At 41.7% G+C, this 14,309-nt stretch carries 9 protein-coding genes; 2 read left to right on the top strand and 7 right to left on the bottom strand.

What is annotated here, in order from left to right:
* Positions 1–68: 68 nt before the first annotated feature.
* From L6494_RS15890 to L6494_RS15915, 6 genes are all read right to left on the bottom strand, one after another.
* The gene (locus L6494_RS15890) at positions 69–461 is read right to left on the bottom strand and encodes a hypothetical protein (RefSeq protein ID WP_237988692.1); all 393 of its coding nucleotides are present in this window, start codon (positions 459–461) and stop codon (positions 69–71) included.
* An 86-nt stretch (positions 462–547) separates the two neighbouring features.
* Complete coding sequence (locus L6494_RS15895) at positions 548–2,257, bottom strand: aconitase/3-isopropylmalate dehydratase large subunit family protein (RefSeq protein WP_237988693.1); 1,710 nt, start codon at positions 2,255–2,257, stop codon at positions 548–550.
* A 22-nt stretch (positions 2,258–2,279) separates the two neighbouring features.
* The gene (locus L6494_RS15900) at positions 2,280–3,332 is read right to left on the bottom strand and encodes an isocitrate/isopropylmalate dehydrogenase family protein (RefSeq protein WP_237988694.1); all 1,053 of its coding nucleotides are present in this window, start codon (positions 3,330–3,332) and stop codon (positions 2,280–2,282) included.
* 78 nt (positions 3,333–3,410) lie between these two features.
* Positions 3,411–5,615, bottom strand: a complete 2,205-nt coding sequence (locus tag L6494_RS15905; RefSeq protein WP_237988695.1) for a patatin-like phospholipase family protein — start codon at positions 5,613–5,615, stop codon at positions 3,411–3,413.
* Between the two features lie 423 nt (positions 5,616–6,038).
* Positions 6,039–7,226: a methionine adenosyltransferase gene (gene metK / locus L6494_RS15910; RefSeq protein ID WP_237988696.1), complete on the bottom strand. Its 1,188-nt coding sequence runs from the start codon at positions 7,224–7,226 to the stop codon at positions 6,039–6,041.
* Positions 7,227–7,420: 194 nt separating this feature from the next.
* Positions 7,421–10,399, bottom strand: coding sequence for a cation-translocating P-type ATPase (locus L6494_RS15915; protein ID WP_237988697.1), 2,979 nt, complete (start codon positions 10,397–10,399; stop codon positions 7,421–7,423).
* Between the two features lie 886 nt (positions 10,400–11,285).
* On the opposite strand from L6494_RS15915, the gene L6494_RS15920 reads away from it, so the two are divergent.
* Positions 11,286–11,573: a DUF427 domain-containing protein gene (locus L6494_RS15920; RefSeq protein WP_237988698.1), complete on the top strand. Its 288-nt coding sequence runs from the start codon at positions 11,286–11,288 to the stop codon at positions 11,571–11,573.
* Positions 11,574–11,664: 91 nt separating this feature from the next.
* Here L6494_RS15920 and L6494_RS15925 read toward each other — a convergent pair whose 3' ends face one another.
* Positions 11,665–12,240 carry a hypothetical protein gene (locus L6494_RS15925; protein ID WP_237988699.1) on the bottom strand — a complete coding sequence of 192 codons (576 nt, stop codon included), beginning with the start codon at positions 12,238–12,240 and terminating at the stop codon, positions 11,665–11,667.
* A 397-nt stretch (positions 12,241–12,637) separates the two neighbouring features.
* Here L6494_RS15925 and L6494_RS15930 point away from each other — a divergent pair, with 397 nt between their 5' ends.
* On the top strand, positions 12,638–14,251 hold the full coding sequence (locus tag L6494_RS15930) for an AAA-like domain-containing protein (protein ID WP_237988700.1): 1,614 nt from the start codon (positions 12,638–12,640) through the stop codon (positions 14,249–14,251).
* Positions 14,252–14,309 lie beyond the last annotated feature (58 nt).

Here is a 14,309-nt window from a genome sequence, read left to right on the forward strand (position 1 = left end):
ACACCTTGACTCAGATAGCTTTTTTTTACTATCTGACCAACTTCAAATCAGACCCACTAAGAGTGAAATTATTCATCGACAATTTCAACTGTTCTTGGTTGCTCAGATGCCTCTGTATAAGCGTTGGCTTCTGGGCTAAGGTGATTTTTTAGTTTGAGTTTTAGCTCATCAGAAATAGGTAAATCGTTAATTTCTTTGAGGAGAAATCTCACAGATTCGGTTTTGCCACGTTCTGTATAGACTGCCTTGAGAATAGCTTCTATTCCATAGCTCGCTACAGTATCCCCTAAAACCGTGGTCAGACCCAGAAGTCCTATGCCTCCCACGATACCCAATGGCCCTCCCACTGCTGTGAGGGCAGCAACAATAGCAGCATTGCTACCTCCTGATGAGACTGTTAGAATCACGAGAATTATACCAGGAACACCGAGACCGGCCAATTTTTTAGCAATTTCGTCCATTGTAATTACCTAAATTCATTACACTTGTCGTTACAAACTTATCACAGGGTATTATGTTTTTTGATCCTTATTTGATAGCTTAATCTTTAATCAAGATGATGACTGATTTTTCCTTTGACGGCTGAAATAGCTACTGTTCTTGGGGATGCCAAATAGTTTTTGCCCGTTGGATCGCCACTGCGTCCTTTAAAATTGCGATTGGTTGCATAAACCCCTGTTTCTTCTTTTGCCAAAACTCCCAATCCAGAATTGATACAAGCCCCACAACCTGACTTGAGAATCTGCGCCCCTGCTTGGGCAAAAATATCGAGATAGCCTAACTCTTGGGCTTTTTCACGAATTTCAATGGAGGCCGGGACAATAAACAAGTTCACACCTGCGGCTATATGGCGACCCTTGAGAACTGCCGCAGCCTGAGCCAAATCGTAGAGTTTGCCTCCGGTACATGAGCCAATAAAGGCTTTGGTAATGGGAACATCTTCTAATTGACTAATGGCTACTACCTGATCTGGTTTTGGGGGACGTGCAACTTGCGGTTCTAAATCACTGAGATCAAATTGATAAATTTTTTCGTACTCAGCATCTGCATCGCCAATAATCTCTGCAAATTCTTGGGTGCTACGGTTTCGCACATACTCACGGGTCACTTCATCAGAAACAATCAAGCCACATAGCGCACCACACTCAACTGCCATATTGGCTAAAGTCAACCGTTCATCAAAGGGTAGTTGTGTCAGGATTGACCCTCTAAACTCCATTACCTTACTAGTAGCACCAGCACAGCCGATTTGTCCCAAGATAAATAGGATAATATCTTTGGCACTGATGTGAGGCGGCAGAGTTCCAGATAAGTCAAATACTAGGGTTTGGGGAACACGAATCCACATATCCCCTGTAGCATAAATATTCGCCATATCTGTAGTGCCGACCCCGGTGGAAAATGCGCCTAATGCCCCATAGGTGCAGGTATGGGAATCTGTACCTGCAATCACCATTCCTGGGCGAACAAATCCTTTTTCTGGCAGGAGAACGTGACAAATCCCCGCAGCTTCTCCTGGGGAAACTACATCAAATAAGTGGCATCCTTGGACGTTGGCAAACTCAACCATCTGTTGATACATGACATCAGCTTTGTGATCAGCACGGATGTCATTCACTTGGATAAAGTGATCGGCTACCAAAACCACCCGTTGGGAGTCCCAGAGTTTTGCCTCTTCTCCATAGTGTTGATAAAAGGTCTTGGCTACAGGGCCGGCTACTGCATCATGGGATAGGGCTAAATCAACGGAGGCAAAAACTACTTCTCCTGGCTGGACGTAGGCATTCCCAGAAGCTTTAGCCAAAAGTTTTTCGACTAAAGTCATGGGTCGGCTAGGGGTCAGGCTGCGCGGAATGGTGATTTTACCCTGACGACGCAGTTGATTAAAAGACATCAGTCCACCGGCGGCGGCGATCGCATCAACTACTGGATTCTCCTGTTTTTCCCCCAAAATTTCTAGGGGTAGTCCAATATTAATGCTATTGCGATAAAAAATTTCCGCGAACGATCGCGCGCGAATCTTCTCAATCCCAGCAGCTTGCAGGGCAATGGGGGCAACTTCTCGACTCGAACCACACCCAAAATTTTCTCCGGCTTCAATCACATTGTATTTTAGTAGTTCCCCTGCTCCAATAATATGTTCTAACGCATACTGTTTTAAGTGTTCAGGATCATCTGTTGTGGCCCTATTTGCAGGCATAATATCATCGGTATTGATATCATCGCCCAGTTGCAAAACGCTATTTATATGACTCATGAAGCACTCCTGATTCAGAATGTTACTCGGTGGAAATTTCTGCCAACAAAAGGTCAACTAAGGTTTGAGTGTTGACCAAAATTTCCTCTTTTTGGGGAGATAAATCTGCTGTCCTATATCCCTGGGCTAAAATTCGGTCTTGTGCTTGCATAATCCGTTGAGCGGCCTGCTCTTCCCCCCACTGTTGAAGCATTAAAATACACGCTCCCAGAGTGCCGAGGGGATTAGCAATACCTTTACCTGCAATATCTGGGGCTGTACCATGAATGGCTTCGTATAAGCCAAATCCATCAGCGTTCATACTCGCTGATCCTAATAAGCCGATAGAGCCAACTAATGCACCGCCAATATCGCTGAGAATATCTCCAAACAGATTCCCTGCCAAAATCACATCAAACCTCTGGGGATTCAACACCATTTGCATGGCTAAGTTATCCACCAGCATTGGTTCAACGACAATACCAGGAAATTCTGTGGCTTCTTCTTGCACTAAACGAGTCCAGGGTAAATGAGGCAAAGCGTTTTCTTTGTGGGCTACAGTTAGTAATCCTCGCCGCTTTTGGGCTTGCTGTAAGGCTTTGCGAGCAATCCGCCGCATCTGGTGATCGTAATAGAGCATGGTATGGTAGCCGTAAGCTCCTTGGTCATCAGAAGAGCGTCCAGATGGGCCAAAATAAATGCCACTGACTAGTTCTCGAACGATCAACATATCGAGTCCTTGAACTTTCTCAGGTCGCAGACTAGATTTATGCAGCAAACTGTTGACAATCCGAATCGGGCGTAGATTGCAAAAAAAGTCAAAGTGTTTTCGCAGTTCTAGTAGTCCACCTTGGTTAACCGCACCAAATATAATCCCATCTGCGCGATCGCACAGTTGGGCGGTGGCTGAAGGAAAGTAGCTACCAAATTGCTCAAACGCAGTTGCGCCGAGCCAGCCATAGTCTACTTGTAAGGTAAATCCTTCCAGTTGAGCCACCTGTTGCAGAATGGTTAAAGAAGCTTGGACAACTTCTGGCCCGATCCCTTCGCCAGGTATAGCGACTATCCTATAGTATGGCTTATTTAAAGACTCCATTTTTCCATAACTCAAACAATTCCTTGGGATAGAGAACTCCTACAGTATCACAGAGTAAGAAGTATCCCATCTTCAGATTTAGTTTGATAACAAACTACACAACTCATCGATTTCTTGACTTTTTTCTTGAATCAGTATATTGCCTAAAGTTTGTAACTGCCGCAGATTGTCTGGCTTGGCATTATCGATTGCTTCCAGTTCACTTTTTAAGAATGTTTGAAACCGATAATAAGAGTTTTTATTACCTTTGTTACTAGCCTCAAACAAACGTTCTAATTCTCCAGCTACTGCTTCACTTCCACCGTCAAGCACAATATTTAATAGTGGTTTTGCCCATTGCAATAGTCCCCACCTTTTAACTTCTTCATAAGAGTAGACACTCGTTAAAGAACCCGTCCCCAAGGATACTAATAGGATATCCTCTGTCTGAAGGGCTGGTTGATTTTCTTGTCTACTCATTTGCGCCTCTAAAATAGCCAAATTAGCCGGATTGTTCGCGACTAATCCGCCATCGACTAATGTATAAAAGCCGTTGGTGTTATGGGAACTCGCAACGCGATAGGGAGCAAAATAAGTTGGAGTTGCGCTAGTCGCTAAGGCTGCATCTGTAAGAGTAAAACCTGAACATAACTTGCGAAAATTTTTCGATTCTATTTGTTGTTTTTCTAGTTTGTTAGTAAAGAATATTGGAATTCGCTGCTCAATATCATAGCTCGTCACGAAAACTTCTTTGAGATTATTTTCTAACGGACTATCACCAAAATATTGCCTGATAATTTCTTCTCTCCCCTCTGAAGAATATTTTGGTTGGATAAATATATCCTCTATCTGACCAAATACTTGTTCCCAGAATGGCTCGTAAAATATCTCAGCCCCATACTCTAGATATATTTGCAGTAGTTCTTCGGCACTGTATTGGGCGACGGGCGGACTATCAGATGCCTCCATATCTAATCGCGGTTTAGTTAATCCTAGTGCGAGAATTCCGCCGCTTGAAGTCCCTGCGATTAAATCGAACATACTAAAAATCTGTTTTTGTGTCCGCTTTTCAATTTCAGCCAGGATCATTGACGGGATAATACCTCGAATACCGCCTCCATCAATGGCAAGTATTTTATATTTGGGATTGGCTTGAGTATTCATATTGTTTGGCGATCGCTCCTGAGTTAATGTTTGCTGTGGGATATCGTCCTGAGTTTGGGCTGTTTCGGCTTTTTCTTCTTTTGGCTGGGTAGTTTGTATGTTCGCAGATTTGTTGCTCTGTCTTTTTGTCCCTTTTTTTTCCTTTGGGTTCACAGTTTTCACCTCTTCTTCTGGCAGAGATACCACGGGAAGGGGGTTTTTCAGTCCTTCGTTGAGGTTTCCCTCATCGCTCTTAGCATCTGGCTGACTTACCTGCGCCGGGATGTCAGTTTCTTCAATTTGAGAAACCTCAACAGAAACTTGCTGCAACTCAGTTTCACCGATCGCAGTTACTTCAACCAATTGGCTTTCTTCCTCCAGCACTAGAGTTTCCACAGGGGTTACTTCTTCGGAAATACTTGCTGTTTGGTCTTGTCTGTCGCTCTCGTTCGATGATTGTGTCATTCCAAATGGAAGTTGTACGACATCCCAATGAGGATTACCGCGCAAGTTTCCATCATGGCCATTTCCAGTCTCGTCTTTTACTCTTGTTCCTTCTCCTTCGTTTAATTTCCAATAAGCTACTAATCCTGGTTCGTTCCCAACTAGAGGCTGATCTCGATGCTGTTGGATTTCTTCAGGGGGACAGGGGTAATTCCAGACGCTAATGTGAGCTAATTGGCCTGTAAAATATACTTTGTTATGTAAAGTCGCACCCAGAGTCAAATGACTAGTAGCTTTGTTTAAAGAGTCGCCTTTAAAAGAGTCAAAGAACTCATGCTCATCCAGATATATAGACAGTTGACCTTTATTAAAAACAATGGCAAAGAAGTGCCATTGTCCAACAGTTAATTCTCCATTACCAAAGGATTTAATCACCCTTTGGAAATTGTCATCAATATATACATCTAGGTTGCCTGATTCATTGATGCCGAACTCAAAATTATCACTATATCGATCTGACGAACGAGCCAAAAAAACATTGCGCGTTCCGTATGTAGTAGCTTTATTTGTTAGCTGATGAGGATTCAGCCATCCAGAAATGGTAAAGGCTGAACTCCCTTGAGCCAACACACCACCCAAATCATTTTTACCCAAATCTATGTAATCATACTGTCCGTCAAATGTCAAAACGGATTGGCTATATATCTGGTTTGTCACAAGATTTCCATCTCCAAATAAGATAATTACATCAATACCTTGGCCAAAAAAAGAGATCGTCTAACTTTTACCGAAGCAGCCGAAAACACCAGCGTACTTGATTACAGGGAATTATCAAAATACTTTGCAGAGAACACTTGGTATGGCGATCGCTGAAGTTTTCAGAGATTGGCTCAACATAAAAACTATACTCTTTACCGTCCTGTAGGGAAGGTACAATGTCTACATTTTAGGTAGCAATACAGTTTTTTGGGTGGTTAATTACCCTTACACTTTGGTAACTATACCATACTTATACTGAGGGATAAGCACTAAAGCACTGACTTTAAACCCAGGACTTATGCAAGTGTCACAATCGATGGTTGGTGCGTGACGCTATCAGTCTCATGACTACGTTCAAATACTTTCGCAGCGTCACACACCCTACTTAAAAAAACTGACTTTATCTATTTTCTCCCACGGCAAATCTAGATCATCTCTACCGACATGACCATAAGCAGCCAGCTTTCTATAAAATCCGCCTTTCATCAATGAAGGTAAATGTCTTAAATTAAACTCTTTGAGAATACCTGCTAGGCGAAAATCAAAATGTTTTTCTAACAAAATTGTAATTTCATCATCAGATATTTTACCTGTGCCAAAAGTTTCTACTTGGATACTCACAGGACGAGATAGACCTATAGAATAACTGAGTTGCACTTCACATTCATCTGCTAGGTTAGCAGCGACAACATTTTTAGCAGCATAACGAGCAGCATAAGCACCAACTCGATCTATTCTAATAGGGTCTTTACCACTTAAAGCTGAACCGCTATGTTTAGAATATTCGCCATAGGTATCTATAGCGTTTTTTCTGCCTGTTAAACCAGAATGCACCGCAGGCCCCCCAACAATAAACGGGCCATCAGGATTGATAAATATTCTAGTTTCTGCATCCGGTTTAATTTCTTCATGTTCAAACACCGGAAAAATTACAGTTTCTCTAATATCATCCTGCAATTTTTTTAGCTCAGGTTTTTTGCGTTTATTTTGACTAGCAACAATTGTAATACTATGGATTCTATAGGGACGACGATTTTTATATTCAATTCCAACTTGAGTTTTACCATCAGGAGTTAGATAATCTAGGATATTTTTATTTCTAACTTCACTCATTTTTCTAGCTAGTTTATGTGCTAACCATATGGGTAAGGGCATGAGCGTTGGTGTTTGCTTGCAAGCAAAACCAAATACTGTCGCTTGGTTAGTTACCGTAATTTTTTCTATCTCTTCATCAGATAATTTTTGCTCATCAAATAAGTGATATTGATTAGGAGGTAATTCTGTAAGACTAGTTAAAACACTACAAGTTTTACCATTAAATTGTTTGTGGTTATAACCAACCTGATCAATAACTTGTCTGGCTATATTGGTAAAATCTACGTTGGTATTTGGTTCAAATCTGGCAGCCAAAAAAACAATACCCGTAGCAACAGCGCATTCTGTAATGACTCTGGCGTAGGGGTCTTGTTGTAAAAAACGATCGACGATCGCATCACTAATTTGATCACAAAGTTTATCAGGATGTCCCTCTGTCACCGATTCTGATGTAAACATAAAGTCTTTTTTCATAATTTACCTACTTTTGGGTACTGGGGATTGGGGATTGGGGACTGGGGACTGGGGACTGGGGACTGGGGACTGGGGACTGGGGATTGGGGATTGGGGACTGGGGTAAAATCTCCTGTGTAACCTATCACCTGTAACCTGTAACCTGTCACCTGTAACCTATCACCTGTAACCTGTAACCTGTCACCTGTAACCTGTCACCTGTCACCTATGCCTTTTGTTCCTTCATTTACCAACAAAGGCAGTACAGCACTAGCACCAATGACAGCACCATCCACAAGATTAATTGGGGTAATTTTCAACAGATTTCTGAGTGGGGGAATGGCGATCGCTAAAATTTGAATGCCAAAAGAACCTATAATGGCAGCATTTAAGTAAGAATTATTCGGGAGTTTTTCTTTACTAAAAATGCTGTGGGTTTCGGAACGGCTGCTAATTGTATGTAGCAGTTGGGCTGATGTCAGACTCATAAAGGCAATGGTGCTAGCTTGGGGAGTCATCCCATATCTGACGAGGCTGTAACCATAGGCGGCGAGGGTACTAGCAGAGATGACTGCTGACTCAAAAGTAATTCTGCCAAAATCAGATTTTTTGATGATTGGTTCTTCTGGATTGCGGGGTGGTTGGCTTAAGACTTCCGGTTCTGGTGCTTCCAAAGCTAGGGATAAACCAGGAAAAATATCTGTGACTAAATTTAGCCATAATAGTTGAATCGCATTCAAGGGTTCACCAATCCCCACGGCTGTAGCGGTAGTCATGACCATGATTTCGCTGAGGTTTGTAGACAGGAGGAAATGCACGGATTTACGAATATTGTTATAAATCGTTCTTCCCCGACTGACGGCGATAATCATGGTTTCGAGTCGGTCATCTTCTAAGACAATATCTGCAACCTCACGGGCGACATCTGTACCACCTTTACCCATTGCAACACCAACTTGGGCAGCTTTTAAGGCGGGTGCATCGTTAATTCCATCGCCGGTCATGGCGACAACTTTACCTGCACCTTGCAAGGCTTGGACGATTTGCAGTTTGTTACTGGGACTGATGCGCGCAAATACATCTACTTTGTCGCTGAGGGCGGTTAAGGCTTCTGGGGTAAGGTTGTTGAGGTTGGTGGAGTCGAGAATTTCTAGTTGGGTGTCGCGGTTTAATTCTAATTCTTTGGCGATCGCATAGGCGGTAGGACTTTGATCACCGGTAATCATTACGGTGTCAATTCCGGCTTGATGGAAGTCGGCAATTAAGGCTTTCGCGCCTTTTCTAATGGGGTCTGCCATACCTACCAAACCCAACCAAATCAGGTCTGATTCATGGTTATGATTGTTACCGTTGCAGTTGTGGTCTTCATCTATATGGCTGTAGGCTATGCCCAAGACTCGCAATGCTTTCCCGGCCATGCGATCGTTTTCAATTTCTATGGTTTGCCTTTCTTCGTCATCTAAAGGCACTATTTGCCCATTTTTGATCCTGCATTGGCATAGTTGTGCTACTTCGGCGGGGCTACCTTTGACAGCTACAAATTTATTTTCATTATGAGTTTGGTGAATTGTACTCATAATATTACGGTTTTCGGAACGCAGGTTAGTTTGTAGTAGAGGATACTTTTCTCGCAGGGCGATCGCATCTACTCCCGCCGCAATGGCCATGTAAATCAGGGCGTTTTCTGTAGCTGAACCTGTAACTGCATACTCCCCATCTGCCGATTTGCTGACTTCACTTTCGTTACATAGCACCGATACATGAATCAGCTTTAATAGTTCATCGTCGGTGTAGGGGTTAAGATTCTCCTCCCCAGTCAAAAATTCCCCATCGGAAACTTGAATTTGTCTGGTGTTAGCGTGAATTTCCACCACGGACATTTTATTTTCGGTAATTGTCCCGGTTTTATCCATGCAAATTGTCTGCACAGAACCTAAAGCTTCGACTGCGGCCAGACTCCGCACGAGAACTTTATTTTTCCGCATATCGCGGATACCTAAAGCTAGGGTGGTAGTCGCAATTGTGGGTAGTCCTTCGGGAACAGCCGCCACTGCTAGGGATATGGATGATTTCAGCATCTGTACTAAGCCATATCCTCGTAATACTCCCATCCCAAAGACTAGTCCGCAAATACCCGTACTGATTAACACCAGTTGTCCGCCTACTTTGTCTAGTTGTTTGGCTAAGGGGGTTTCTGTGGCTTTGGCTTCGCCTACTAGCTGTTGAATTTTACCCATTTCTGTATATGTGCCGGTCGCCACTACTACCGCCAATCCTTGACCGCCTGTGATATAAGTACCTTTGTAGGCCATGTTGAAGCGATCGCCTAATGGCACATCTCCATCCATCAAAGATGCCGTAGTTTTATTAACGGGGATACTCTCACCAGTCAAAGCCGACTCATCAACACTTAGATTATCTGCTGCAATCAATCGGGCATCAGCAGCTAAATAATTCCCCGGTTTGAGAATTAAAATATCTCCCCCAACTACATTTTCAATGGGTATTTCTATTGACTGACCATCTCTGACTACCCAAGCAGATGTTTGCTGATGATGTTTCAGGGAGTGAATAATTCTTTCTGACTGGCTTTCTGTAACATAACCAATCACTGCATTCAAACCTACTACGCCTAAAATTACCGCAGCATCAACCAATCCACCAGTAAAAATTGATACCCCTGCCGCTACACCCAATAAAGCCACAGGTAAAGACTGAAACTGTTCAATGATGATGCTCAAATTAGACCGCAATTCTGTTTCTGCAAGGACATTCGCCCCGTATTTACTTAAATTAATGGCAGCAGCTTGACTCGATAGTCCTGATTCCGGTGAAGTTTGGAAGGACTGGAGAACCTTATCTGTGGGGATTAAATGCCAATCATCTGTTCTTTGTTCTTTGATGCTGCTATCAGTTTTTGTGATTTTATGAGTAGGTTTTATTAATTTTGTTGTTTGACTTTTTGTGAATTTTGATATATTTTTTTCAATTAAAGCTTGAATTTGTTGATAATTATATTGCGGTGTAAAAATTACCAACAAATTACCCGTTAATGTATTAGCCTTTACTTGTAATATGACTGAGCTTTGGACTAGCGATCGCTCTAAATATGCTTTTAATTCCATTGAACCATAAAGTTCTGTGATTTTATATCTAGCTCTCCCTTTAACTTGAGTATGTATTGCTTTAATCACAACAACCTTGACCCCTTGAATATCTAAAAAGTTTCTTTTATACGTATATATTTATTAAATAGACCTCTTGCAAAAGTCCGAAAATCAGATGTGTCATTCTGAATGAAATGTATAATCTTTGAGATGTTTCGCTTCGCTCAACATGACAGCTTAAGCATTTATACAAGAGGTCTAATAATCATAGTGTGACTAAGTTTATAATTTGACATCTCCTCCGACTGGAAGTCAGGAGGATTCTAAACTGATGTTGCTACGGGGTCTGAAAGACCCTCTCCGCAACGTTTACTAATTGATTGTTAAATAACTCAATTAGCTTTGGCACTGTCAAAATGCCCTACCCACCTCGACTAGATTAAATCTAGTTGTATGGCTACTTGAATGTTAGGTGAAATGCGTGAATACGTTTTTGTTACGGAGTTTTTCATCCTATATTCACGCTATTTGATTTTATCATGTTGTCTAATTTATTAGACAATTAGCTTTCATCCCCCGGCTAGAAGCCGGAGGTTCTCAGCATAAGTACGATAGTTATTAATGTTGTTAAGAGTTTCAAACTTTTATTTACACACCATCCATGATTCTCCCTACATCTGCATACGACTAGGAAAACATGGCTTCACATAAAAGCTTAATTAAAACAATTACTAGTGCCATCAGCCGAAAGTGACAGAAAGGTTTTATGAATAGTTGCAAAACTATAGTAGTTCAGCTATCCATTACCTGCATCTTCCTTTACTTCCAGCGATCTCATAGCCCTCCTTGCGTGCGGGGAGGGGGTTGGGGGTGGGGTTCTTATACCTCAAGCGATAACCGCCATAACATAATTTTAATTAAAGCTGTAGAAGTGTCAGAATGTTAAGTGTAAACTTTAATTACAAACGCACTTATGCCGAAAGCTATTTGGAACGGGGCTATTTTAGCTGAAAGCGACCAAACCGTCGTCGTGGAAGGAAACCATTATTTCCCCTCTGACGCAATTAACAAGCAGTATTTCCAAGAAAGTGACACTCACACTACTTGTCCGTGGAAAGGTGTTGCTAGTTACTACAGCATCGCCGTTGATGGACAAGTCAACAAAGACGCGGCTTGGTACTATCCCAGCACCAAGGAGAAAGCTAAGAATATTGAGGGTTATGTTGCTTTCTGGAAAGGTGTAAAAGTCGAAAATAATTAAGAAAAACACCTATTTTTCTCTGTGTCTCCGTGTCTCTGTGGTGAATAAGTTATTTTTAACCACAGAGGCACAGAGGCACAGAGAATTAGTCTTACCATGCTTCTGCCCAATAGACAATTTCTGAGGCTGAACTATCAATAGCTACACCGTAACTATTACCGTGATTCCACTTAAAGCCGGCTCTACCTTTATCCTGGGCATTTAAGACTAATATTTCATAGGAAGGGGGAAAGGATTCACTACCAGAATCGCTGGTGTAGAACAAAGTAGTTGGTACACCATTGGGGAAATTGGCGTGGTCGTTACTGTCTCCACCCCGATATTGACGTTTTGCCAGTTTTCTGTATTGTGTCAGTAATTTTTGAATCTGTGCTGGTGATTGTTTGAGTCTAGCTTGAAAGAAAACACTTGCTTGGGAAACTCCCGGAGAGTAAGCAATGCGTAAATTCTCGGTATCCTGCGGTATTTCCCTAGGGAAATGCTTTACTTCTTCTTGACTTAACCAGAGTTGATGACGGATTTCTCGATAACGAGATGTATCAGTAATTACTTGATTTTGGCTACTACTAAACGCTTTTCTTAGAAAGAAACTCCCGCCGACAACGCCAACACTGCTGAGGGAGAATAAAACTATCATCGTGAATTTGACAAAGTGCGATCGCTTCATAGCGTTGGGTAGCTTCTCAGGTTTATAGCTATATACCCAACTACTAAACTAAAACCGTAATATTTCGGAGATGGATCTTGATATTTTGATGAAATCTTTGTGTAAACAGGGAAAATACGAAGTTAGTGTAAAATTTTCATGAAGAATATCTGGCTATCTAGTCAAAAACCACAGGTAACTATTTTCAGTATTTTAGCCAGTCTTGGGCATTCATCATCGCCAAAAAGCCTAATTACCTTAAGAAAATCAAGTTTTAAACGATATCAGTAAATTTGCTGTAGTAAACTACATATAAGACAAATTATCCAAAATTAGGCAACAAATCCCGGATTTATCACAAAATTCCAGTTGTATCTAAATTTTATTAATTACGAATTACGAACTAGTTAAGATCACTGTGAAAAAAATCCTGATTTTATCAGCAAATCCTACGAATACTAGCAGACTGCGCTTAGACAAGGAATTACGGGAAATTCAGACAGGATTGGAACGTTGTAAAAACCGAGATGAGTTTGAAATTATTTCTAGATGGGCGGTGCGTCCTGAAGATTTGCGCCGTGCGCTGTTAGATCATGAGCCGCAAATTGTCCATTTTTCGGGACATGGTGCTGGTGATGAGGGTTTAATTTTAGAAAATGATGCTGGGGAATGGCGGCTGGTAAGTACAGAAGCACTGGCTAATTTATTTGAGTTATGTAAAGAGAAAATTGAGTGTGTATTATTAAACGCCTGTTATAGCGAAGTGCAAGCTGAGGCGATTTACCAACACATCGGCTGTGTGATGGGGATGAATCAAAAAATTGGGGATGTAGCAGCAATAGAATTTGCGATCGGGTTTTATGATGCTTTGGGTGCTAATAAATCCTATGAGGATGCTTACAAGTTTGGTTGTAATGCCATTGACCTCAAAAGTATTCCTGAATCTTCTACACCAGTTCTCAAAAGTCGTAAAAATCAAGCTCAGGAAACTCAGACAACGCCAATCATACCCTTAGAAAATCCAGAGGGACAAGTATCTTTGGAATCGGCTTTTTATGTGGAACGTCCACCAGTGGAAATAGACTGTTACCAACAGATTCTAGAATATGGGGCTTTAATTCGGATTAAAGCACCCCGACAAATGGGTAAAAGCTCGTTAATGTCGCGGATTCTTGCCCATGCTAGTGAAAACGGCTGCAAAGCTACTTCTGTGAACCTCCAGTCAGCAGATGCAGAATTTTTAGGTAATTTGGATCTATTTTTGCAGTGGTTTTGTGCCAGCATTACGGATAGTCTGAATCTTCCAGAGAAGATAAACGACTATTGGAAAGGGGTTTTGGGAAGTAAGAACAAGTGTACAAATTACTTCCAGAGATATTTGTTAGCTGAAATTGATACACCCATCGCCTTGGGTTTAGATGAAGTAGACGAAATTTTCAAACATCCGCAAATTGCGACAGATTTTTTCGGGTTGCTGCGGGCTTGGCATGAACGTGCTAAAAATGACCCAGCTTGGAAAAAACTCAGGTTGGTAATTGTACATTCTAAAGAAGTGTATATTCCTCTGAATATCAATCAGTCGCCCTTTAATGTGGGTTTACCTGTGGAGTTACCAGAGTTCAATCAAAAACAGATGCAAGATTTATTGCAGCGTCACGGGTTAACTTGGTCTAATTCCCAGGTGGAACAGTTAATGATGTTGGTGGGTGGACATCCTTATTTAGTGCGAATGGCACTTTATCAAATTGCGCGCCAGAGGATGACTTTAGACCAACTCGAACAAATCGCACCCACAGAAGCCGGCCCTTATAATGACCATTTACGCCGCCATTTACTGAATTTACAAGATGATGAGCAATTATTGGCAGCACTCAAGCAAGTGGTGACAGCAGATCATCCCGTGGATGTGGGAACAACAGCAGCGTTTAAACTCCGCAGTATGGGCTTAGTGAAATTTCAAGGGAATAAAGTTATGTCTTTGTGTAATTTGTATAGTAAATATTTTAGCGATCGCTTAGGTTTGAACAAATAAATTATGTTGCCCAGATCCCCGACTTCTTCAAGAAGTCGGGGATCTAAATCTTACTTGA

Source organism: Nostoc sp. UHCC 0870 (genome assembly GCF_022063185.1).
GTDB lineage: Bacteria > Cyanobacteriota > Cyanobacteriia > Cyanobacteriales > Nostocaceae > Trichormus.